Source organism: Micromonospora sp. CPCC 205546, from assembly GCF_036902715.1.
Taxonomy (GTDB): Bacteria; Actinomycetota; Actinomycetes; order Mycobacteriales; family Micromonosporaceae; genus Micromonospora.
Map to the genome: position 1 here is coordinate 53,750 of NZ_JBAKHL010000012.1, position 22,766 is coordinate 76,515.

At 73.6% G+C, this 22,766-nt stretch carries 22 protein-coding genes; 8 read left to right on the plus strand and 14 right to left on the minus strand.

Annotation, left to right across the window (positions count from 1 at the left end):
• The first annotated feature begins 109 nt into the window (after positions 1-109).
• The gene (locus V6U77_RS09580) at positions 110-1,405 is read left to right on the plus strand and encodes an exo-beta-N-acetylmuramidase NamZ family protein (RefSeq protein ID WP_334605891.1); all 1,296 of its coding nucleotides are present in this window, start codon (positions 110-112) and stop codon (positions 1,403-1,405) included.
• A 1-nt stretch (position 1,406) separates the two neighbouring features.
• On the opposite strand, the gene V6U77_RS09585 is transcribed toward V6U77_RS09580, so the two are convergent.
• Both V6U77_RS09585 and V6U77_RS09590 read right to left on the minus strand, forming a co-directional pair.
• Complete coding sequence (locus V6U77_RS09585) at positions 1,407-2,180, minus strand: hypothetical protein (protein ID WP_334605892.1); 774 nt, start codon at positions 2,178-2,180, stop codon at positions 1,407-1,409.
• Positions 2,177-2,566: a PadR family transcriptional regulator gene (locus tag V6U77_RS09590; RefSeq protein WP_334605893.1), complete on the minus strand. Its 390-nt coding sequence runs from the start codon at positions 2,564-2,566 to the stop codon at positions 2,177-2,179. Before V6U77_RS09590 ends, V6U77_RS09585 begins: the two co-directional genes overlap by 4 nt.
• Positions 2,567-2,938: 372 nt before the next feature.
• Here V6U77_RS09590 and V6U77_RS09595 point away from each other — a divergent pair, with 372 nt between their 5' ends.
• Positions 2,939-3,772 carry an exonuclease domain-containing protein gene (locus tag V6U77_RS09595; RefSeq protein ID WP_334605894.1) on the plus strand — a complete coding sequence of 278 codons (834 nt, stop codon included), beginning with the start codon at positions 2,939-2,941 and terminating at the stop codon, positions 3,770-3,772.
• Positions 3,773-3,801: 29 nt separating this feature from the next.
• Here the strand turns inward: V6U77_RS09595 and proC are convergent, their stop codons facing one another.
• The 4 genes from proC to V6U77_RS09615 form a co-directional block, all read right to left on the minus strand.
• Entirely contained in the window at positions 3,802-4,620 is an 819-nt protein-coding gene (gene proC / locus V6U77_RS09600; RefSeq protein ID WP_334605895.1) for a pyrroline-5-carboxylate reductase, read from the minus strand.
• A gap of 44 nt (positions 4,621-4,664) precedes the next feature.
• Complete coding sequence (locus tag V6U77_RS09605) at positions 4,665-5,693, minus strand: 6-phosphofructokinase (RefSeq protein WP_334605896.1); 1,029 nt, start codon at positions 5,691-5,693, stop codon at positions 4,665-4,667.
• A gap of 177 nt (positions 5,694-5,870) precedes the next feature.
• Positions 5,871-6,374, minus strand: a complete 504-nt coding sequence (locus V6U77_RS09610) for a pyridoxamine 5'-phosphate oxidase family protein (protein WP_334605897.1) — start codon at positions 6,372-6,374, stop codon at positions 5,871-5,873.
• A 60-nt stretch (positions 6,375-6,434) separates the two neighbouring features.
• Complete coding sequence (locus V6U77_RS09615) at positions 6,435-6,932, minus strand: polyadenylate-specific 3'-exoribonuclease AS (RefSeq protein WP_089003323.1); 498 nt, start codon at positions 6,930-6,932, stop codon at positions 6,435-6,437.
• 270 nt (positions 6,933-7,202) lie between these two features.
• Here V6U77_RS09615 and V6U77_RS09620 point away from each other — a divergent pair, with 270 nt between their 5' ends.
• Positions 7,203-7,895 carry a Crp/Fnr family transcriptional regulator gene (locus V6U77_RS09620; RefSeq protein ID WP_334605898.1) on the plus strand — a complete coding sequence of 231 codons (693 nt, stop codon included), beginning with the start codon at positions 7,203-7,205 and terminating at the stop codon, positions 7,893-7,895.
• A gap of 52 nt (positions 7,896-7,947) precedes the next feature.
• On the opposite strand, the gene V6U77_RS09625 is transcribed toward V6U77_RS09620, so the two are convergent.
• A complete protein-coding gene (locus tag V6U77_RS09625; protein WP_088999193.1) occupies positions 7,948-8,157 on the minus strand; it encodes a hypothetical protein in 210 nt (69 codons plus the stop codon).
• 163 nt (positions 8,158-8,320) lie between these two features.
• On the opposite strand from V6U77_RS09625, the gene V6U77_RS09630 reads away from it, so the two are divergent.
• Positions 8,321-11,875 (plus strand): ATP-binding protein, encoded by a 3,555-nt coding sequence (locus tag V6U77_RS09630; protein WP_334605899.1) that lies wholly within the window; start codon positions 8,321-8,323, stop codon positions 11,873-11,875.
• Positions 11,876-11,902: 27 nt separating this feature from the next.
• On the opposite strand, the gene V6U77_RS09635 is transcribed toward V6U77_RS09630, so the two are convergent.
• Entirely contained in the window at positions 11,903-12,610 is a 708-nt protein-coding gene (locus V6U77_RS09635) for a lysophospholipid acyltransferase family protein (RefSeq protein ID WP_334605900.1), read from the minus strand.
• Between the two features lie 282 nt (positions 12,611-12,892).
• On the opposite strand from V6U77_RS09635, the gene V6U77_RS09640 reads away from it, so the two are divergent.
• The 4 genes from V6U77_RS09640 to V6U77_RS09655 all read left to right on the plus strand — a co-directional run bounded on the left by V6U77_RS09640 (position 12,893) and on the right by V6U77_RS09655 (position 17,411).
• The gene (locus V6U77_RS09640) at positions 12,893-14,095 is read left to right on the plus strand and encodes a sensor histidine kinase (protein ID WP_334605901.1); all 1,203 of its coding nucleotides are present in this window, start codon (positions 12,893-12,895) and stop codon (positions 14,093-14,095) included.
• Positions 14,092-14,826 (plus strand): response regulator transcription factor, encoded by a 735-nt coding sequence (locus V6U77_RS09645; RefSeq protein WP_334605902.1) that lies wholly within the window; start codon positions 14,092-14,094, stop codon positions 14,824-14,826. The genes V6U77_RS09640 and V6U77_RS09645 overlap by 4 nt, the downstream gene beginning before the upstream one ends.
• Before the next feature lie 131 nt (positions 14,827-14,957).
• Complete coding sequence (locus tag V6U77_RS09650) at positions 14,958-15,809, plus strand: DUF308 domain-containing protein (RefSeq protein WP_334605903.1); 852 nt, start codon at positions 14,958-14,960, stop codon at positions 15,807-15,809.
• Between the two features lie 183 nt (positions 15,810-15,992).
• Positions 15,993-17,411, plus strand: a complete 1,419-nt coding sequence (locus V6U77_RS09655) for an alpha,alpha-trehalose-phosphate synthase (UDP-forming) (RefSeq protein ID WP_334605904.1) — start codon at positions 15,993-15,995, stop codon at positions 17,409-17,411.
• A gap of 41 nt (positions 17,412-17,452) precedes the next feature.
• Here the strand turns inward: V6U77_RS09655 and V6U77_RS09660 are convergent, their stop codons facing one another.
• From V6U77_RS09660 to V6U77_RS09685, 6 genes are all read right to left on the minus strand, one after another.
• Positions 17,453-18,256 carry an alpha/beta hydrolase gene (locus tag V6U77_RS09660; protein WP_334605905.1) on the minus strand — a complete coding sequence of 268 codons (804 nt, stop codon included), beginning with the start codon at positions 18,254-18,256 and terminating at the stop codon, positions 17,453-17,455.
• A 34-nt stretch (positions 18,257-18,290) separates the two neighbouring features.
• A complete protein-coding gene (locus V6U77_RS09665) occupies positions 18,291-19,700 on the minus strand; it encodes a flavin-containing monooxygenase (RefSeq protein WP_334605906.1) in 1,410 nt (469 codons plus the stop codon).
• A 91-nt stretch (positions 19,701-19,791) separates the two neighbouring features.
• Complete coding sequence (locus V6U77_RS09670; protein ID WP_334605907.1) at positions 19,792-20,499, minus strand: endonuclease/exonuclease/phosphatase family protein; 708 nt, start codon at positions 20,497-20,499, stop codon at positions 19,792-19,794.
• 10 nt (positions 20,500-20,509) lie between these two features.
• Positions 20,510-21,457, minus strand: coding sequence for an ROK family glucokinase (locus V6U77_RS09675; protein ID WP_334605908.1), 948 nt, complete (start codon positions 21,455-21,457; stop codon positions 20,510-20,512).
• Positions 21,458-21,531: 74 nt separating this feature from the next.
• A complete protein-coding gene (locus tag V6U77_RS09680; RefSeq protein ID WP_334605909.1) occupies positions 21,532-22,176 on the minus strand; it encodes a hypothetical protein in 645 nt (214 codons plus the stop codon).
• A gap of 31 nt (positions 22,177-22,207) precedes the next feature.
• Entirely contained in the window at positions 22,208-22,663 is a 456-nt protein-coding gene (locus V6U77_RS09685) for an SRPBCC family protein (RefSeq protein WP_334605910.1), read from the minus strand.
• Between the last annotated feature and the right edge of the window lie 103 nt (positions 22,664-22,766).

A 22,766-nucleotide genomic window follows, 5' to 3' on the forward strand; every position in this document is an offset into this window, starting at 1 on the left:
CACACCGGCGCACGTCCGGAGCGGTTGAGCCCCCGGGTTTGTAGCTAACCTTCCTTGACGAGGCATCCACGTGTAGCTAAGTTTCGACCAAACCGACGGGAGGGGCGACATGGAGCGTAGGAAGTTCCTGGCCGGAGCGGGTGCGGTGACCGCGGGCGCGGTCGCGGCGACGGCACCCGGCGCGGCCGGCCACGCCGCGCCCGGCATCCGCCACGTGGAGACCGGCCTCGACGTGCTCGTCCGGTCCGACTTCGCCGACCTCGCCGGGCAGCGGGTGGGCGTGATCTCGAACCCCACCGGCGTGGACTCGGCCTACCGGCATCTGGTCGATCTGATGCACGCCTCCGGGACGGTCCGGCTGGCCGCCGCGTTCGGCCCCGAGCACGGCTTCCGCGGGTCGGCGCAGGCCGGGGGCAGCGAGGGCACCGGCATCGACGCCCGCACCGGGATCACCGTCTACGACGCGTACGGCGCCTCGCTGGCCAAGTGGGAGACCATGTTCACCCAGGCCGGCGTCGACACCGTCGTCTTCGACATCCAGGACGTCGGCGCCCGCTTCTACACGTACATCTGGACCATGTACACCTCGATGATGGCCGCGGCCCGCGTCGGCAAGCGCTACGTGGTGCTGGACCGGCCGAACCCGGTCGGCGGCCGGGCCTACGGGCCGATGATGACCGCCGGCTACACCTCCGGGGTGGGCCTGAAGGAGATCGTCCAGCAGCACGGGATGACCGTCGGCGAGCTGGCCCGGTTCTTCAACGCCGAGTTCCTCCCCGCCGAGGCCGGCCGCCAGGTCGACCTGCACGTCGTGAAGTGCCGGCACTGGAAGCGCGACCGGCTCGCCGCCGACACCGACCTGCCGTGGGTGATGCCCAGCCCGAACATGCCCACCCAGGACACCGCGCTGGTCTATCCCGGCACCGGCCTGTTCGAGGGCGTCGCGACGATCACCGAGGGCCGGGGCACGACCAGACCGTTCGAGCTGATCGGCGGCTTGGCCGAGGACTTCGACTACCACTGGTCCGACCGGCTCAACGCCCGGAACCTGCCGGGTGTCGAGTTCCGCGAGGCGTACTTCACGCCGACGTCCGCCGGGCAGAAGCCCGCGCTGCTCAACAAGCTCTGCGCGGGGGTCGAGGTCAAGGTCGTCGACCGCGCGACGTACGACCCGATCCGCACGGCGGTCGCGATGCTGGTGGAGGCGCACAAGTACGAGGCGTTCGCGTGGCGACGCGACTCGTGGGACGCGGTGCGGCCGTACTGGATCGACAAGCTCACCGGGTCGCCGCGGCTGCGTACGATGATCGACGCCGGCGCCGACGTGGACGACGTGGTCGGCGCCTGGGCCGACGAGCTGGCGGACTTCGACCGCCGCCGCAAGCCCCACCTGCTCTACCGGTGATTCAGGCGTAGATCCAGCTGAAGGTCGCCAGGACGAGATAGCCGACGGGGAGCAGGCAGGACGGCACGAGGACGGCCATCCATCTACGACTCCTGCCTGCCTCCGGTGCTCGCGGTGCGGAGGCGAAGGGCGAGGTGACGAGGTCGTCGTCCAGGTCGCGCGCCAGCTCCCGGCCCTCGACGAACGCCAGGACTCCGACCACCACGAACAGTCCGACGGAGAGCACCGGGGCCGGAAGGGTCAGCAGGGCCGGCAGGCCGAACCGGTCGGAAGCCGCCGTCCCCAGTGCGACGAGGGGCACCAGGGCGGCCAGGGGAAGACCGACCGCCCAGGGGTGACGCATCAGAGGCGACAGGAGCTTGGGCAGGCTCAGGAGCACGAGCACGAACAACCCGAGGCAGGCCAACTGGACCGCGTCGTAGCTCAACTGCTCGCCGCGTGCCCAGGGAGCGACCGCCGCGGTGCCGACGAGCATGGCCAGCACCTGTGCGGCAGAGAGGACCGTGATCTTCCAGACCCCCGACACCCGCTCCGGTGCGCCCTCCTGCTGGATCTGCCTGGCGTAGTCAGTCGGGTCCCCGAAGGCGTCCTCGGGTGTCTCGCCGGTCTCGGCGCAGTGCGCCTCGATCTCGCCCAGGTGCTCCCCGATCACGCGGCCGGGCACGTCTCGCATCCGTAGCTCGATGACGAAGTCGTCGCACCACTTCTGGTGGTCCTTGACGAACGGGCGCTGCCAGACCTCCTGGGACCGGGCCTGGACGCGGGGGGTGTTCACGATGTGCTCCTCATGAAGTTCCGGGGATGGGGCACCGACAGGTCGTCGCCGGTGTTGCCGGTGGCCAGGTGGCTGGTGACCCTGGTCGAGAACGCCTGCCACTGGGCGAGGCCGTGCGCCAGCTCCGCGCGGCCGCTGTCGGTGAGCGTGAAGTACTTGCGGCCCGGCCCGCCTTCGCCGACGCGCCACTCGGCGGTGACCAGGCCGTTCTTCTCGAAACGAGCCAGCAGCGGGTAGAGGGTGCCGCCCTTGATCTCCCCGAAGCCCGCCTCGGCTAGCTCGGCGGCGATGGCGTAGCCGTAGGTCGGACCGCCGGCCATGATCCGCAGTACGCACAACCCCAGGACTCCGCGGAGCCACTCGCTGGGCTGGGTGAAGCTGTCCATGCCTAGATAGTGTCTCTACTTAGACAGTCTGTCTAGTGGCGCTGCACACACCCGCGGCCTGGAAGAACTCAGAGCCGACGTGCTCCACCGGCGAGCAGGGGGGACGCCAGTCCCGCTCGCCGCCGGGGTTGGGCGGTGTCCCGCAGACGCCCGCGCAGCACCGGTCAGGTGTCGTCGATGCTCCGGTGGAAACCCCGGATTCCGGCCAGTCTTGATCGTCCACATAGGTGGGTGGATCGGCACCGGCGGGGGGTGGTGACAGGCCGGTCCGGGATTCAGGATCGTGCCGGCGCTTCGCTCTCAGCGCTCATCCCCTCGCGTCGGACGATTTCAGGTCCTGCGCGGCCAGGCACCAGGAATGGAGGACCTATCGTGATCAACAGGTACCCCGGGAGCTGTGGGAAGTGCCGGAGACGGGTGGAGGCCGGGGCCGGGCAGGCGGTCAACACCGGGGGCCGCTGGAGTTCGTACCACCAGGAGTGCGCGCCGGTCAGAACCGCTCCGCCGCGCGGGAACCACGGCGGGTGGCACGACCTGCCGGTGGTGGGCTTCGACATCGAGGGCACCGACAGGCAGCCCATGGACAGCCGCATCGTCTCCGCTGCCCTGGTCCACGCCGACGGCACCACCTCGAACTGGCTCGTCAACCCGGGGGTCCCGATCCCGTCCGACTCCACCGCGGTCCACGGGATCACCGACGAGATGGTGCGCAGCGCCGGGAGGGCACCCCGGGAAGCGCTGGCCGAGCTGGGAACGGCGATCTCGAAGGTGATCGCGGACGGCACGCCCCTGGTCGTCTTCTGCGCCCACTACGACGTCACGGTGCTGCACACCGAACTGGCTCGCCACGGCCTTCCGGCGGTCGAGTGGGACCGCGCCGCCATCATCGACCCCTCGATCCTGCACGCCGAGGTCGAGCCCCGCTGGTACGACGGACGGCAGCTGGGCGACCTGTGCAGATACTACGAAGTCGACCTGACGAACGCCCATGACGCCGAGAGCGACGCGCGCGCGGCGGCCGACATGGCGGTGTCGATCGCGGCCCGCCACGACCGGATCGCCCGGACGCACCCCGACGCCCTCCACCAGGCGCAGGTCGGCTGGTACGCCCAGCAGAAGCGGGACCTCCAGGCGTTCTTCGACCGGCAGGGCCGCGACGAGACGGTCAGCCTGGAATGGCCGCTGGAGACCAGGCGACGCCGATAGGCGAACGCTGGGAGCAGGTTGCGCAGAACTCAGTCGGCCTGGGCGGCGAGTTCGCGGGCGCGGTCGCGGGCCGCCTCCAGGGCGGCGAGCAGCGCCGCGCGTACGCCGTGCCTCTCCAGCTCGCGCACGGCGGAGATGGTGGTGCCGGCCGGCGAGGTGACCGCCTCGCGCAGCTTCACCGGGTGTTCGCCGGAGTCGCGCAGCATCACCGCCGAGCCGATCGCGGTCTGCACGATCAGCTCGTGCGCGACCTGCCGGGGCAGGCCGAGCAGGATGCCGGCGTCGATCATCGCCTCGACCAGCAGGTAGAAGTACGCCGGCCCGGAGCCGGAGAGCGCGGTCACCGCGTCCTGCTGGGACTCGGGCACCCGGACGGTCGACCCCAGCGGCTTGAACATCTCCTCGGCCAACGCCAGGTGCGTGCCGGTGGCGTGGGCGCCGGCGGAGATCGCCGTCATGGCCTGGTCGACCAGGGCCGGGGTGTTGGTCATCACGCGCACCACGGGCGTGCCCTCGGGCAGCCGGCGGTTGAAGAAGCTGGTCGGCAGGCCGGCGCAGAGCGAGATCACCAGCTTGTCGGCGGGCACCTTGGGCCCGATCTCCTCCAGCAGCGTCGCCGCGTCCTGCGGCTTGACCGAGACGGCGAGCACCTCCGCCTCGTCCACCGCCGTGAGGTTGTCGACCACCCGGATCCCGTAGCGGGCGGTCAGCTCCTCGGCGCGGGCGGGCCGGCGGGCGGTGGCGAGCAGCCGGTCCACCGGCCAGCCCGATCGCAGCAGCCCGGAGAGCATCAGCTCGCCGATCTTGCCGGCCCCGATGACCGCGACCGTGTGCACCGAACCCGCCATCGCGTCGTACCCCCTCGCCGTGAGTCGGCGTCGCGGCGGGTGGATCAGCTGCCGAAGAAGACCTCGGCCTCGGCGTACCGCTCCAGCGGCACGGTCTTCAGCTCGCGGGTGGCGTCGGCCAGCGGGACGCGGACGATGTCCGTGCTCTGCATGGCGACCATCTTGCCCCAGTCGCCCTCGTGGACGGCGTCGATCGCCTGCAGGCCCAGCCGGGTGGCGAGCACCCGGTCGAAGGCGCTCGGGGTGCCGCCGCGCTGGATGTGCCCGAGCACGACGGTGCGGGCCTCCTTGCCGGTCTTGGCCTCCAGCTGCTCGGCGAGCCACTGGCCGATGCCGCCGAGGCGGACGTGGCCGAACGCGTCGAGCTCCTGGTTGTGCAGGACCATCTGGCCGTCCAGCGGCTGCGCGCCCTCGGCGACCACGACGATCGGGGCGTACTGGTGCTGGAAGCGCTTCTCGACGTAGCCGGCGACCTGCTCGACGTCGAACTGCCGCTCCGGCAGCAGGATCACGTTGGCGCCGCCGGCCAGGCCGGCGTGCAGGGCGATCCAGCCGGCGTGCCGGCCCATCACCTCGACGACCAGGGTGCGGTGGTGGCTCTCGGCGGTGGTGTGCAGCCGGTCGATCGCCTCCATCGCGATGTTGACGGCGGTGTCGAAGCCGAAGGTGTAGTCGGTGGCGCCGAGGTCGTTGTCGATCGTCTTCGGCACGCCGATCACGTGGACCCCGAGCTCGTACAGCTTGGTGGCCACGCCGAGGGTGTCCTCGCCGCCGATCGCGATGAGCGCGTCCACGCCCTGCGCGGCGAGGTTGTCCTTGATCCGCTCGACGCCGTTCTCGATCTTGAACGGGTTGGTGCGGGAGGAGCCGAGGATGGTGCCGCCTCGCGGCAGGATGCCGCGCACCTCCGCGATGCCCAGGGGGCGGGACAGGCCCTCCAACGGACCCTTCCAGCCGTCCCGGAACCCCACGAACTCGTGGCCGTAGCTGGCGACGCCCTTGCGGACCACCGCCCGGATGACCGCGTTGAGACCTGGGCAGTCGCCGCCGCCGGTGAGCACGCCGATACGCATGATCGCTCATCCTCCTGGAGCATCAGGTGAAGCCCGATTTGCCCCAGGATATGTGTCGGATCAGACCATCGGCGCCGTTGCCGGCCCGGGGCGGGCCGTCAGTGCGCACTGTAGTCGCCGCAGGAGTGCGCCGACACCGCGCCCCGGGCCGGTCCCACCGGCCGGTCGGCCTACCGGTCAGTAGCTGACCTCGTGGTTCTCCCCCGCCTTCGGCGGCTTGCCGGTCACCGCCGCCTTGGCGTAGCCGAACAGGTTGACCACCGTGCTCGACGGAGAGTCCCAGTACTCGGCGGAGGCGGCGTGCACCTTGAGCAGGGTGAGCCCGGGGGTCTCCAACCCGTCCGGGAACCACGCCTTGAGCACCGGGTTCCACAGCTCCTCGGCCTTCGCCCGGTCGTACTCTTCCCGGGCCGTGCCCGCGACCGACACCCAGGCGTTGCGTCGGGAGTCGGAGAAGGAGACGTTGACCTCGGGGTTGACCCGGATCTGCCTGACCTTGGCGGAGTCGGCGTACACGAAGAACCACAGGTCGCCGTCGAACTCCGCCTCCTGCAGGCCCATCGGGCGGCTCACCATCCGCCCGTCCACGGAGATCGTGCTCAGCATGCAGATGCGCGCCTCACGGACCAGCTCGGTGACCCGGCGCCGGGCCTCGGCGGCGTCGGTCGGTTCGTTGCTCATGGGACTCTCCCTCACATCGGCTCGACGTCGCACCGGTGCCCGGGACAGAACCGACCAAACCTACGAACCGGTCATCGCCCGCCACCGGGCCAGGTTGTGCCGGGCGTCGACCAGCGCGTCGTGCCGCGCCGCGTCGGCGTCCGGCAGCGGCGGCCGGCCCCGGTCGTCCCAGAGCTGACGCAGGTCCTTGGTGAAGCGGGGGATCTCCCGGGGCAGCGCCGGCATGGCGCCCCAGAGCTGCGCCAGGGCCACGTGGTCGTACGCGGCGTACCAGGCCCACAGCTCCAACTGCTCGCCCGGGCGGTCCCGGACCGGCTCCACGAGGAAGTCGTACAGCTCGTCGCGGATGCGCTCGCGCGAACGCCAGGCGCGGTTCGCCGGGGAGGGCAGCTTGTCGAGCACGTTGCGGCGCACCCAGGGCACGGCCCGCGAGTCGTCGAACTCGGTCGAGACGGCGTAGAACTCGCGGCCGTACTCGTCGACGACGCCGATCGACACCAGGTCGACGAGCCGGCCGTCCTCGATGAACTCGCAGTCGTAGAAATAGCGGTAGACCATCACGGGTCATCCTCGCCCACGCCCGTCGCCCGGCGGCCACCGGGGCGGCCCGGGCGCACCGGCACCCCGCGACGCCTCCCACCAGGGCGGGCCTCGCAGCTCGGGAGTGTCACGGAAGTGGTTTGAGGGGTGTACAGCAAGCGACCGGAGCGTCATGATCTGATGTGTACCGCTACCGGACGCCGAACCGGTGTCAGTTCACCTCGTCGAGGGCCTTCAGGTTCACCCGGTGAGCGATGTGTGGTCCTTGACCGGGGGAGGGGTTGGGCCGTGGAGATGCGCCTACCGGAGCCGGGTGACGCGCTCACAGGTGTGGACATGTTCGCCGGGCTGGAGCCGGAGGTCCGGCAGCGGGTGATCGCCGCGGCGGTCCCCCGCACATACCGCAAGGGCCAGCTGCTCTTCGTCGAGAACGACCCCGGCGAGTCCCTCATCGTGCTGCGTCGGGGCGCGGTCGCCGTGTTCCGCACCGCGCCGACCGGCGAGCGCGCCGTGCTGTCGGTCATCCGACCGCCGGACGTGCTGGGCGAGGTGTCCCTGCTCGACGCCTCCACCCGCTCCGCCTCCGCCGAGGCGATCGAGGACTGCGCGGCGCTCGCGCTGTCGCGGGGCGCCTTCATGGAGCTGGTGCACTCCAACCCACGCATCCTCGACGCGGTGATGCGCTCGCTGGGCGGGCTGATCCGCCGGCTGACCGAGCAGAACGCCGACCACGTCTTCCTGGACCTGCCCGGGCGGGTGGCCAAGACCCTGGTGCGGCTGGCCGGCGAGAGCCAGGCCCCGATGATCACCATCGAGCTCAACCAGAGCCAGCTCGCCGAGATGGCCGGCGGCTCGCGGCAGAGCGTCAACCAGGCCATCGGGTCGTTCGCCAACCGGGGTTGGCTGCGCACCGAGGGCCGGCGGATCGTGGTCACCGACGTGGCGGCGCTGCGCCGCCGCGCCGGCATGAACGAGCGCTGAGGCGTACGCGAAAAAGGGCCGGAGCGGCTGCTCCGGCCCTTTCGTGTGGGTGTCAGGGAGTGTTGCTGCCCGGCCCGACCCAGTTGGTGCTGCCCGGCCCGACCCACTCCGTGCCGTCCTTGCCGCCGCCGGACTGCTCGCTGACGATGCCCTGCGCCTGGAGCGCGGCCAGCGTGGCGGCGTCCACGTCGACGGAGTCGCCCGCGAGGTGGCTCACCCCGTTGCCGTCGGTCCAGTCGCTCTGCAACATCACGTACACCATCGGGAATCCCCCTGTGGTCAATGGTCGACAATCAGCCGCCTGACTGTAACGGCAGGACCGGCCGGTGGACTGTCCACAAACCAACAGCCCGGTACCCGACAGCAGTACCGACGGCGATACTGACACGGCACCGGCGCCGATTCCGGCGCCGACGGGACCGCCAGTGGAGGGTGTCATCGCCACGCAGTGTGACCGCTGTGGACGTACGGCCGCCGCGGGCGACCGCTTCTGCGGCGGCTGCGGCCACGAGCTGGGCGCGGTCTGTCCGCACTGCCTGCGCCCGCTCGCCCGGGACGTGACGTTCTGCACCTCCTGCGGCGCGGCCAGGCCGGGCAGCGAGCGGCAGCCGGCCCCGCAGGAGGACCGACGCCGGGTCAGCGTGCTCTTCGTCGACCTGATCGACTTCACTCCCTACGTCGAGCGGGCGGACCCGGAGCTGGTCCGCGGCATGCAGACCGGGTTCTTCTCGGCCGCCCGCCGCGTGGTGGGGCAGTACGGCGGGGTGGTCGAGAAGTACATCGGCGACGCGGTGATGGCCCTGTTCGGCGCGCCGGTGGCGACCGAGACCGACGCGCTGCGCTGTGTGCGGGCCGGTCTGGAGCTGCAACGGGTGCTGACCCGCTTCGCCCCCACCGGCGCGGACGCGCTGCGCTTCCGGGCCGGGGTGGCCACCGGCGAGGCGCTGGTCGACGTGGCCGCCGCCCGCGACGGCGGCCAGGCGATCGTGGCCGGCGACGTGGTGAACACGGCCTCCCGGATGCAGTCGGTCGCCCCGCCGGGCGGGGTGCTGGTCTGCGGCGTGACGCACGCCCTCACCCGCGACGCGATCCGCTACTCGGAGCAGCCGCCGGTCACCCTGCGCGGACGGTCGACGACGACCGAGGTGTGGCTGGCCCTGTCCCCGGTGCGCCGGCAGCCGACCGACCGGCAGCCGGACACCACGCCGCTGATCGACCGCGAGCACGAGCTGGGGATGCTGGTCAACGCCCTGCACCGCTCGTTGCGCGACCGGCGCCCGCAGGTGGTGACCGTCTTCGGCCGGGCCGGGCTGGGCAAGAGCCGGCTGGTCCGGGAGCTCTACCGGCACGTGGACCAGCTGGTCGACGAGCCGCTGACCTGGCGGATCGGGCGGTGCCCGCCGTTCGGCGAGAACGTGACGTTCGCGGCCCTGGCCGACATCGTCAAGTCCGAGGCCGGCATCCTGGACACCGACCCGGCGTCCAGCGCCGCCCAGCGGCTCGCCTCCGCCGTCGGCGAGCTGGTCGGGCCGGGCGAGCGGCAGCGCCTCGTCGACGCCCTGCGGCCACTGGTGGGCCTGCCGGGGACGCCGCTGCCGGCCGAGGAGACCGAGTCGGCGTGGCGGCGCTTCCTGCTCGCCCTGGCGGCGCGCCGGCCGACCGTGCTGGTCTTCGAGGACCTGCACTGGGCCGACGACGCGATGCTGCGCTTCGTGGAGCTGCTCGGCACCGCCGCCCGCGACGTGCCGCTGCTGCTGCTCTGCACCGCCCGCCCGGAACTGGTCGACCGGGACCCGAGCTGGGCGGGGACGATCACCGGCTCGGTGACCATCACCCTGCCCCCGCTGCGGGACACGGGCATCGCCGCGCTCTACGCCCACATGTTCGGCCGGGCGGCCTTCTCCGCCGACATGCTCACCCCGCTGATCGAGGTGGCCGGCGGCAACCCGCTCTACGCCCACGAGTACGTCCGGATGCTGATCGAGCAGGGCGCGCTGCGCCAGTCCGGGCGGGGCTGGTCGCTGGAGAAGCACCTCGACCTGCCGATGCCGGAGAGCGTGCACGCCGTCATCGCCAACCGCATCGACCTGCTCGACGCCAAGGAACGCACCGTCCTGCTGGCCGCCGCCGTGGTCGGCGTGCAGTTCTGGCCGGGCGCGGTGGCCGCCGCGCTCGGGCAGCCCGTCGAGTCGGTGGAGCGCGCGCTGCGCCGGCTGGAGCAGCGCGACTTCGTGCACGAGCAGGCCGCCTCCACGATGGCCGGGCAGCCGGAGTACCGGTTCCGGCACGTGCTGGTGCGCGACGTCTGCTACCAGCGGCTGCCCCGCACCGAGCGGGTGGCGCGGCACGAGCGGACGGCGCAGTGGCTGGACATGCTCTCGCAGAGCCGGGACACCGACCTGGCGGAGGTGCTGGCCCACCACCGCTGGGCGGCCCACGAGATCGCCCGGACGCTGGGCATGGAGATCGGCCGGTACGCGGGCCCCGCGCGGGCCGCGCTGCATCGGGCGGCCCGCCGGGCGTACGCGCTGCACAGCCTCGATGCGGCGGCGAGCCACGCGGGCCGGGCGCTCGGGCTGGCCGACGACTCCGACCCGGTGGGCCGGCTCCAGCTCGAGCTGCTCAGCACCGAGATCTCGTTCTACCGGGACGGCAACGGCTTCCTCTCCGGGGGCGGACCCGAGCAGGTGCAGGCGCTCGCCGACCGGCTGTTGGCGCACGGCGACGACGCCTGCGCGGCGCGCGCCTGGACGCTGCTCGGTCAGGCCGCGTGGCTGCGCGCCGACCGGGCCGCCGCCCTGGCCTGCCTGGACCGGGCCGTGCAGCTCTTCGCCCCGCTGCCCGACAGCCCCCAGAAGGCGGACGCCTACGCCGAGCTGGGCCGGCTGCACATGCTCAACTACGAGCGGGACCCCGCGGTCGCCGCGGCCGAACGGGCGGCGGAGATCGGCGAGCGGCTGGGACTGACCGAGACCCGGACCAACGCGCAGATCACCGCGGCCATCGCCCGCTACCAGGCCGGCGACCGCTCCGGGCTGGACGAGCTGCACTCGATCGTCGAGGTCAGCCGCGCCAACCAGCTGATCGCCCTGCCCCGGGCCATCCAGAACCTCGTCTACGCCGTCTGCGAGGAGGGCGACTGGCTGCGCTCGAACGCACTGCTCTCGTCGTTGCCGAAGCGCAAGGCCAGCGGGCAGACGCTGACCACGAGCTACTCGGCGGAGGCGATGCGCGCCTGGTTCGAGGGCGACTTCGACCGGCTGCTGGCCGCCGCCGAGGCCTTCGTGGACACCCCGACGGGCAGCTGGGACATGCAGGTACGTGGCCTGCGCTCCTGCCTGCTGGTGCTGCGTGGCGTGCGGGTGCCGCCGGCGCGTTCCGGGGCCGGCGACGCGGCGTTCCGCGACGACGTGGCCGCCGCGCTCGACGCCGCGCGCCGCAGCGGCTTCCACCGGTTGCGCTGGACGATGCTGGGGATGGCCGCGCTCTGCCGGGCGTTGCAGGGGCACCGGGAGGAGGCGGCGGCGCTGATCGACGAGCTGGCCGACTCCTGGTCGGCGGTGCCGGCCCTGGCCAGCGGCGAGTGGATCGCGGCGGCCGGCTACGCGGCCAGCCTCGCCGGGCGGGGCTCGGCGGCCCGGGTACGCGCGATGCTGGACCGGGTGGGCCACCGCACGCCCTGGTCGGAGGCGGCACGGCGGACGGTGACCGGCGCGCTGGCCGCCGCGGACGGCGACCACCGTCGGGCCGCGGAGCTGCACCTGGCCGGCGCCGAGATCTACGCCGGCATCCCGGACGTGACCGACCGGATGCTCGCCCTGACCTTCGCCACCGTGGAGCTGGAGCGGGCCGGCGAGCCGACGGCGGGCCGCCCGGAGCTGGCCGAGCTGCGGGCCTTCGCGCTGCGCAACGACGCCCCCGTCCTGCTGGACCTGGCCCGTCCCCCGACGACTCCCGCCGGCACCGCCGTGGCCTGCTGACCCGACGGCGCGGCGGGGACGTGCCCCTCAGGCGGCGACCGGTTGGCGCGGGGTCGGGGCGGCGGAGGGGTTCTTGGCCTTCTGCGCGTACGTGTCGACGTACTCGCGGCCGGAGAGCTCCATCAGCTCGTACATGATCTCGTCGGTGACCGCGCGCTCGACGTACCGGTCCCCGGCCAGCCCGGCGTAGCGCGAGAAGTCCAGCGGCGGGCCGAACCGGATCCGCACCCGGGCGATCTTGGGAATCAGCGTGCCGGGCGGCTGGATCTCGTCGGCGTTGAGCATCGCCGTCGGGATCACCGGGGCGCCGCTCTCCAGGGCCAGCCGGGCCACGCCGGTCTTGCCCCGGTAGAGCCGCCCGTCCGGCGAGCGGGTGCCCTCGGGATAGATGCCGGCGATGCCACCGGCGCGTAGCACCCGCAGCTGGGTGTCCAGCGCCGCCCTGGCCGCCCGGCCGCCCGAGCGGTCGACCGGGATGGTGCCGGAACCGACGAAGAACATCTTCGTCAGCCAACCCTTGACGCCCTTGCCGGTGAAGTACTCGGCCTTGGCGATGAACGTCACCCGCCGCTTCACCACCAGCGGCGTGAAGATCGAGTCGGAGAACGACAGGTGGTTGCTGGCGAGGATCACCGGCCCGGTGTCGGGCACGTGGTGCAGCCCCTCGACCTGCGGGCGGAAGACCAGCCTCAGCAGCGGGCCGAGGAGCACGTACTTCATCAGCCAGTACAGCACCGGCGTCCCTTCCCAGAGGTGGTCGCGACCCCGCCGCGGTCCGCGCGGACGGGTGTCGTGGACATGAGCCTACGAACCCGGTGCCGGCCGCCACAACGTGATCCGGCCCGCGGGCGCGTGTCCGCATCCGCCCGGGCCGTCCACGCCGGACGGTGGACGGCCCACACCGGACGGTGTCGCCTGCCGACGTACCGCCGTCGGTCGTGGATACCGCGTGGGGCGACGGTCGGTCGGGACGCCCGTCGGCTCCGCCGGGCGGCCGGCGGCGCCTACGCTCGGGGGGTGCGGGTGGCCGAGGGGCGGCAGCGGCGGGAGGCGGGTCGGACGGCGGGCGGGCCGGCCCGGCTGTCCCGGGCCACGATGCTGGACCTGCTCATCGGCGGTGCCGTCTCGACCGTCGTGGCGGCGGCGATCACCGCGAACCTGGGCGGCGACCGGGGCCGCGACGTGCCCGCCTACCTGTTCGCCGTCGGGCTCGGCGCGCTCGTGCTGCTCCGCCGCCGCGCGCCGGCGACCGTGCTGGTGGTCAGCGCCGCCGGCCTGGTGGGCTACTACGTGGCCGGCTACCCGCCGGTCGGGCTGGCCCTCCCCCTCGCCGCGGCGCTCTACTCGGCGGCGGAGGCCGGGCAGTTGCGCTGGGCGGTGCTCGTGGGGCTCGGCCTGCTCGTCGCCTCCACCGCGTTCCGCGCGGCGGAGGGTACGAGCGTCGCGTACCTCGTCGGCTTCGAACTGGCCTCGAGCGTCGCCATCATGGCCGCCGCGATCGCCCTCGGCGACGGGGTCCGGTCCCGGCGGCTGCGGCGGCGCGAGCAACGGTGGCGGCTGCGGCAGCTGGAACGCGACCACGCCCGCGAGGCGGCGCGGCGGGTCGAGGAGGAACGGCTGCGCATCGCCCGGGACCTGCACGACGTGATCGCCCACCACATCTCCGTCATCTCGCTGCACGCCGGCGTGGCCGACGAGGCCCTCGACGACGACCCGGCGGCCGCCCGCGCCGCCCTGGGGCACGTCCGCTCGGCCACCACCCAGGTCGCCCGGGAACTGCGCACCACCCTCGGCCTCCTGCGCGACGCGGCCGTGGCCGAGCCCCGGCAGCCGGTGGCGGGGCTGGCCGGGTTGGACGCCCTGGCCGCCGGCGCGCGGGCCACCGGGCTGCGCGTCGCCGTGCACCGCCGCGGCGAGCTGACCGGGCTGCCCGCCGCGGTCGACTCGACCGCCTACCGGCTGGTCCAGGAGGCGCTGACCAACGTCCTGCGCCACGCCGGCGCCAGCGCCGTCGAGATCGACGTCGCCCGCGGCCCCCGAGGCGTCGGCGTCGTCGTCCGCGACGACGGCCGCGGGCAGCGCGAGGACACCCCGCGCGGGTACGGACTCGGCGGCATGCGGGAGCGCACCGCCCTGCTCGGCGGCACCGTCACCGCCGGCAACCGACCCGGCGGCGGTTTCGAGGTACGCGCCGAACTGCCCCTGGGAGGGACCGCATGATCCGGGTGGGACTCGTCGACGACCAGCACCTGGTCCGCGCGGGGCTGCGCGCGCTGCTGAACCGGGCCCCGGACATCGAGGTCGTCGGCGAGGCTGGCGACGGCGACGCGGCCTACCGACTGGCGGTCACCGAGCGGCCCGACGTCCTGCTGATGGATGTCCGGATGCCGGGCACGGACGGCATCGAGGCCACCCGCCGGATCGTCGCCGACGAGCGGCTCGCCGGCGTACGGGTCGTCGTGCTCACCACGTTCGACACCGACGAGTACGTCTTCGAGGCGATCCGGGCCGGCGCGTCCGGTTTCCTGCTCAAGGACACCGGCCCCGACGAGCTGCGGGGAGCGGTGCGCATCGTCCGGGCCGGGGAGGCCCTGCTCTCCCCCGCGGTGACGCGACGGGTCATGACGGCGGTACGCGCCGGGGGGCGCCGGCCGGACCCGGCCCGGCTGGCGTCGTTGACCGCCCGGGAGCGCGAGGTGCTGGCCGAGGTGGCCGCCGGTCGGTCGAACGACGAGATCGGTGCCGTCCTGCACATCAGCCCGGCGACCGCCCGGACGTACGTGAGCCGCCTGCTGGCCAAGCTGCACGCCCGGGACCGGTCGCAGCTCGTCGTGGCGGCCTACGAGAGCGGCCTGGTACGGCCGGGTGCGGCGCCCGACCCGGGCTCGGTTGAAAAGCATTCAGCAAGAACGGACATATATCCCCGTCGCGACCTGCGGCAGGGGCTCTGACTTCGTACGCCGCGCCACAAGGCACTCCCGGAACCGGGTCCGGACGTGTCACGATTCAAGGCACGGCGTGCGGGTCGGCGTCGAGGGGGCTCAGGCGGCCGCGCCGCGGGCGCGTGATGAGGAGGATGTCGGTGTCAGCGGGTGGAGCCCGCCGGGGACGGCGGGACAACGGGCTCGACGCGAGCGAGTACGCCGTCGCCGGCGACGTGGATCCGCGCGTCGGTGAGCACCTGCTCGACGTCCTGGCCGCCGGCGGGATCGCCGCATACCTCCAGCCCTCGGCCGACCTGAACCCGGTCACCCGCACCACCACCGTTCCGCCCCGCCCGGTCGACCGGCTCTACGTCGACCGGTCCCACCTGCGGACCGCGCGGGACTACCTGACCCAGCTCGCGGACGAGAGCGCCACCGAGAAGCCCCGCGACGACGAGCCGGACATCGAGGCCGAGTGGGCCCGCATCGTCGCCGGCTTCCACACCACCGCGCCCCGTGACGGAAACAACCCGTGGCCGGCCGCGGAGGACGTGGACGACACGCCCGGGCCCGCCGGCGGCCCGGTGACTCTCGGCACGCCCGACGAGCCCACCGGGCCGACCGCCACCGACGTGCGCCGACTGCCGTACGCGGCCGACATCTCGGGCGTCTCCGTCTCGCGGGGCCGGCACGACGAGCCGTCGCTGCTCGACGGGCTGGACACCTTCGGCGCGGACCTGCCCGACGACGAGGAGGAGGACGAGCGCTACACCCCGCCGCCGCCCCCGCCCCTGCCGCGTTTCTCGAAGTACGCGGTGGTGGGCGTGCTGGCCATCGTGCTCGGCTTCGTGCTCTTCCTGTTCCCCTCGGTCTTCCCGGTGGCCGACCCCTCGCTGGTCAACCTGCTCGGCTTCACCGGCATCCTGGCCGGCTTCGTCGCGTTGATCTGGCGGCTGCGCCCCGACGACGACGGCGACGAGCGCGACCCGGACGACGGCGCGGTCGTCTGACCGGCGTCCACCCACGCGGCGGGCCTGCCCGTATCCCGGGACGACGGACGCCCCGAGCCGGGGACGCAACACTGGTGTAACTTACTGTCAGTAGGAATACCGCTGTCCGTCACATCCCCTCGCTGACTGCCCGGTTGTTCCTCCGCTGCGGCGGTCGCTCCCCTGCTGATCGGAATGCCCGAGATGCGACAGAGTTCCCTCGTGGTGGTGGCCAACCGCCTGCCCATCGACGACAGTGTGGCGCCCGACGGCGCCTGCGAATGGCGCCGCAGTCCCGGCGGACTGGTCAGCGCCCTCCATCCCCTTCTGCGGCACACCCCGGCGACGTGGGTCGGGTGGGCCGGCGGCACCGGCCCCGCGCCCGCCCTGCCCGACGTGGACGGCGTCCGGATGCACACCGTCGCGCTGACCGCCGACGACCTGCGCGACCACTACGAGGGCTTCGCCAACGCGACCCTCTGGCCGCTCTACCACGACTCGGTGGAGCAACCGGAGTACCACCGGCGCTGGTGGGAGGCGTACCAGCGGGTCAACCAGCGCTTCGCCCAGGCCACGGCCGACGTGGCCGAGCCCGGCGCGGTCGTCTGGGTGCAGGACTACCACCTGCAACTGGTGCCCGGCCTGCTGCGCAGGCTGCGGCCGGACCTGCGGATCGGCTTCTTCCTGCACGTGCCGTTCCCGCCGCCCGAGCTGTTCATGCAGCTCCCGCGCCGGGACGAGCTGCTGCGCGGGATGCTCGGCGCCGACCTGATCGGCTTCCAGCGCTCCCAGGCCGCGCACAACTTCGCCCAGCTCGTGGCGAAGGTGCTGGACGTTCCCGCCACCGACCGCCGGATCACCATCGACGACCGGGTGGTGCGCGTCGGCGCCTTCCCCGTCTCCATCGACACCCTGGAGATGGCCGCGCTGGCCACCCGGCCGGACGTGGCCGACCGGGCCGCCCGGCTGCGCGACGACCTCGGCGGTCCCGAGCAGGTGATCCTCAGCGTCGACCGGATGGACTACACCAAGGGCATCGAGCAGCGGCTCAAGGCATACAGCGAGCTCCTCGCCGACGGCCACGTCAAGGTGCGCGACACCGTGCTCGTGCAGGTGGCGGTGCCCAGCCGGGAACGCGTCGGGCAATACCAGATCCTGCGGGAGCGGGTGGAACGCGAGGTCGGACGGATCAACGGCGAGTTCGGCCGGGTCGGCGAGCCGGCGATCCACTACCTGACCCAGCCGTTCGACCGCGCCGAGCTGACCGCGCTCTACCGCGTCGCCGACGTGATGGCGGTGACCCCGCTGCGCGACGGAATGAACCTCGTCGCCAAGGAGTACGTCGCCGCCCGGATCGACGACACCGGTGCGCTGCTGCTCAGCGAGTTCGCCGGCGCCGCCGCCGAGCTACCGCAGGCGTACCTGGTCAACCCGCACGACCTGGAGGGGCTCAAGCAGGGTCTGCTCACGGCGCTGCGGGCGCACCCCGACGACCTCGGTGCGCGGATGCGGGCCATGCGGGCGCACCTGCACCGGCACGACATCCGGGCGTGGGCCCGCTCCTACCTCTCGGCCCTCGACGACAGCGGCTCGCTGCTGACCCGGCTGGGCGCCGTCGGCTGACGCCGGCGGCCGGCCGGGGTCGGTCAGGGCCGGCCGACCCGTCAGGAGCGGCCGGTCGGCGCCGGGTCCTTCTCCAGCCAGTCCAGGATCGCGTCGACCGGCTCCCGCCACCGCGCGTCGAGCATCATGTCGTGCCCCATGCCGGGAAAGAGCAGCGGGGCCGAGCCGTAGCGCCGGGCCGCCCGGGTCAGCGCCGACGCCGGCACGACCCGGTCGTCGGGGCTGCCCAGCACCAGCACCGGCGGGTCGCCCACCGCCGGCTCCGCGGCCCGCCCGGTCAGCAGCTGCCACTGGGCCCGCCGGCCGGCCCGGCCCAGCCGGCCCGCGTACCGCCGGGCGTCGGCCTCGGGCAGCTCCCGGCTGAACAGTTGGCGGCGGTGCAGCCGCAGCGGCCCGCCGAACACCGCCGGCAGCGTGCCGACCGGATTGCGGCGCAGCGCCGCCCCGAACGTCGCCCAGCCGCCGAGCACCGGCGCGACCAGCACCGCGGCCCGGGCCGGGTAGCGGGCCAGCGCGTGGGCGACGACGAGCGCCCCGGCGCCGTGCCCCACCAGCACCGCCTGGCGCGGCAGGCCCGCCGCCACCTGGGTCACGTCGTGGGCGTACGCCCGCAGCGTCGCCTCCGGCGCCGGCCCGCTGTCGCCGTGCCCGCGCAGGCTCAGCGCGTACGCCGGGAAGCCCCGGGACGCGGCGTGGCCCAGCCAGTGCTCCGCGAACGCCCAGGCGCCGTGCCCGAAGCCCGGTACGAAGAGCAGCGGCGGACGCCCCTGCTCCACCTCCGGGGCCGCGCCGAGCACCTCACGCCGGACCGGGCGGACCGGGCGGGCCCACTCCCGCCCCCGCATGACCCGCACCTGACTCACTGTTCCGGCCTTTCGCTCACCGGGAACCCTCCAGGTCGTGCAGCGCGCGCTGGACGGCGCGCAGGTAGTCGGCGTGGCCAACCTCGAACCAGTGCCGGCTGCTGTCCTTGACCGGACCGGCGTAGCGCTCCCCCGCCTTCGCCGCCACCCGGGCGGCGAAGGCGTCCGCCCGGTCGGGGCGGGTCACGCGCAGCCGCAGCAGCCGGGCGAAGAGCACCGACTGCCAGTGCGACAGGGGGAAGATGCCCGAGTCGGGCTGCACCAGCCCGGCCACGGCCAGCGTGGGACGCCCCGGGACGAAGGCGTTCAGCCAGAGCCTCGGGCGGCCCTCCCCCGTGTCGTCGCCGAGCAGCGTGGGGTCGAGGAACTCGAAGCGCGGCAGGTAGCCGGTGGCGAAGACCACCAGCTCCGGGTCGATCTCCCGGCCGTCGGCGAGTTCGACGGCGTACGGGCGGAAGCGCACGACGTCCGGCACCGGCGCGATCTCGCCGTGGCCCACGTAGTAGACGAGCTGGCTGTTGGCGATCGGGTGCGTCTCGTAGACCCGGTGGTCGGGCTTCGGCAGGCCGAACCGGGTCAGGTCGCCGACGGTCAGCCGCAGCGTCCAGTGGTAGAGCCACTGCCGCACCCGCAGTGGCACGCGCAGCGCCAGCAGGGCGTCGTTGACCTGGTCGGCGGGGCGGCCGAGGACGTACTTCGGGGCGTACCAGTAGCCCCGGCGGGTGGAGTGCCAGCAGCGCGACGCCTGCTGGGCGGCCTCGACGGCGATGTCGCAGCCGGTGTTGCCGGCACCCACCACCAGCACCCGCTTGCCGCGCAGCTGCGCCGGGTCCTTGTAGGACGAGGCGTGCATGACCTCGCCCCGGAACTCCTCCAGCCCCTCGTAGCGGGGCAGCTTCGGCGACCAGTTGTGGCCGTTGGCGACCACCACCGCCGCGTAACGGGAGGTGCGTTCCGGGCCGTAGCCGCCGGTGCTGCGGGTGGTCACGTCCCAGCGGTCGCCGGCCACCGGCTCCACCCGGACGACCTCGGTGCCGAACCAGACGTGCCCGCGCAGGTCGAAGTGGTCCGCGTACCGCTCGAAGTACGACAGCAGCTGACTGTGGTGCGGGTAGTCCGGCCAGTCGTCCGGCATCGGGAAGTCGGGGAACTGGGTGAACGGCCGCGACGAGATCAGGTGCGTGCTCGCGTACACCGGGCTGCGGTCGTGCCGCCAGTTCCAGGCGCCGCCGACGCCGGTCTCCCGCTCGTAGCAGTCGACGCCGAAGCCGTGCTCCTTCAGGTTCTTGACTGCCGTGAGACCGCTGGCGCCGGCGCCGATGACGCAGACGGTGTCGCCCCGGTCGGAGACCGGCCGGCCGTCGCGGGTCAGGGCGAGAGTGCTCGCCTCCGGGTCGGGCCGGCCGTGGTCGGTGGAGGTGGACACCGGGATCTCCTTTTGTGCGGCACGAGTGCCGGGTCGCGCAGCATCCTCTCCACAACGGAGCGGGTTGTCCAGCCCCGGGCGCGGCGGACGGTCAGTCGGCGGCGGGCAGCAGCAGGTCGACCAGGACCGGGAAGTGGTCGCTGGCGCGGCGGGTCTGCGGGGTGTCCACCACGTCGTAGTCGACCACCGTGACGCGCGGGTCGACGAAGAGGGCGTCGATGCGCCGCCGCGGGTCCGCGCAGGAGTAGGTGAGCCGGTCGGCCCGGTCCGTCGCCACGGCGGCGTCGGTAAGCCCGCGCGCCACGGTCGCCCAGGCCGGCCCGTCCGGTCCCTCGTTCAGGTCCGCCGCGGCGATCACCGGGGTGGCGGTGGCGTCCAGCTCGCCCTTGAAGAGCGCGGCCTGCGCGGGCCGCTCCGCCGGGTCGGTGGACAGGTGCGACCCGGCCAGGGTGAACGGGGCCGCGCCGGCGACCACGCACTCGGCGTACGCGGCGCCGCGCAGGTGCCGGCCGGGGGTGAGCGGGAAGCGCTGGCACCTCTCGGCCACCACCCGCACCCGCAGGCTGGTCAGCAGCAGGTTGCCCAGCGCGGGCAGCCCGCCGGCGGCCACCACCAGGCCGAACGACTCCGCCAGCGCCGCCGACTTCTGCCGCCACCGGAACCGGCGGGGGCCCTCCTGCACGATCACCACGTCCGGCCGGACCTCGCGAACCACCGCCGCCAGCGCGGCCGTGTCGTCGCGCTGGCTGTGGATGTTGTACGACACGACGCGCAGCGGCACGCCCGGGCTCTGCGTCACGGTCGCCGCCTCAGAGCCGGCGGGCCAGGTCGGCGGCGCCGATGACGCCCGCGGTGTTGCCCAGTTCGGCCGGGCGGATCTCGGCAACCGGCAGGCGGCTGCGCTGGGCGAGGGCGTCGGCGAACGACCGCCGGGTCGGGCCGAGCAGCAGGTCCCCGGCGTCGATCACCCCGCCACCGACGACGAGCACCTGCGGGTCGAGGATCTGCGCCATGTCGGCGAGGCTGGTGCCGAGCCAGCGCCCGACCTGTGCGAACGCCTCGGTGGAGACCGGGTCGCCGGCCTGCGCGGCGGCGGTGACCATGGGACCGGAGACCGCCTCGGCGTCGCCGCCGGCCAGTTCCAGCAGGGCGGTGGCGCGGTGCGGTTCCTGTCGGGCGGCGGCGCGGGCGAACCGCACCAGCGCGCTGCCGCTGGCGTACTGCTCGATGCAGCCGAGCCGGCCGCAGCCGCACTGGTGGCCGTCCGGCACCGTCAGCATGTGGCCCAGCTCGGCGGCGATGCCGTTGGCGCCGCGCAGCAGTTCCCCGCCGAGCACGATGCCGCCGCCGACGCCGGTGCCGATGGTGAACATGACCATCGAGTCGTCGGCGTCGCGGGCGGCGCCGTAACGGAACTCCGCCCAGGCCGCCACGTTGGCGTCGTTCTCCACGATCACCGGCAGGCCGGTCGCGGCGCTGACGTAGTCGCGCAGCGGCTCGTCGCGCCACGCCAGGTTCGGGGCGAACAGCACGGTCGAGCGGGTGGCGTCGATCCAGCCGGCCGCTCCGATGCCGACCGCCTCGATCGCCTGCCCGGAGGCCAGCTCGCGGACCAGTTCGATGATCACGTCCCGGGTCTTGGCGACGTCGTCGGCGGGGGTGTCCCGTCGGGCCTGCACGAGGACCGTGCCGGCGGCGTCCACGACACCACCGGCCACCTTCGTGCCACCGACGTCGACTCCGATGGTCAGCGTCACCGCCGCCACTCCCCTCTGCTGTGCTGCCCGCACCGCGCGACCGACGACCGGCGCGTGATCGGGACGTGCGTTGGTCAGGCCCCGTCGTCCGGGGACTGCTCGCCCTCGTCGCCGGGTGCCCGGGACGTGGGAACCACGGGCCCGCCGGTGGACGCCCGGACGGTCGCCGTGGCGGCCGACCCGGCGACGTCGACGGGCGGTACGGCGCCCGGGGCGGCCTCGTCCTCCGCCCGCGTGGCGGCGGACCAGACGTCCCGCTCCGGTGCCGGCTGAGAATCATGCCCGCTACGGGTGGCCTCGCGCCACACGTGGTCGTCCCCGCCACCCGCGCCGGGGGTCGCCGCCGGCCCGGCGGGGGCGTCGGCGGAGGGCTCGGGCGGGGCGAAGGCGCGCAGCAGGCTGGCCACCCCGGCCGCCAGGTCGCCCGCGCCGGTGGCGAGGCGCTCGGCGAACTCGGGACTCGGATCGCGCACGGCGGCGATGCCCCGGCAGACCGGGCAGACGCAGCACTCCGCCGCGCCGGTGGCGAAACCGCCCGCGGACGGACCGCCCGCCCCGCCCTTGACACCGCTGTGACCGAGGACACTCGACACGATCCCACCGAGCGGACCCCACTGACCGCCGCTCGAACCGGCCGCGGCCAGTCGGGCGGCGGCCAGCGCCGTCGCGACCAGACGCTCGGCCTCTTCCCGGGCCGAACCCGGATCCGTTGCACCCATGGTCGGCTCCCCTACCCTGCCGCGGTACGCGTCACTGCGCCGCACCGGATGCTTCTACCCGGCGCTTGAGCTGCTTCAACGCCGTATCCATGATCATTTTTTCGGCCTTGCGGCGGAACATGCCCAGCATCCCGACGGAGAGCTCGACCTCCAGGGTGTAGGTCACCGTCGTGCTGCCGTCCGGGTTGGCGTCCAGGTCGTACGAGCCGCGCTGGAACTTCTGCATCTTCGAGGGCGCCACCAGGTGCCACTCGATGCGGGACAGGTCCTCGGCGTACTCGTAGGCCAGCACGTACTCGTCGGCCATCACGCCGGCGTCGATGGTGAACCGGACCTGGCTGGCGTAGCCGTCCTCGTACTCCTCGATCACCTCCACCCGCCGCACCGCCTCGGTCCACTCCGGGTAGCTCGGGAAGTCGCAGACGACCGCCGCCACCCGCTGCGGTGACGCGCCGACGACGATCGACTGGGTCGAGGTGTCCGCCATGCAGGGAGGCTACCCGGCACCGGGCGACGCCCACGCCGCGCCGCCCCCGGCACGCCGGGCCGGGCGCCTGGCGGCGGCCGCGGCCAGGCGGGGCGACCTGCCT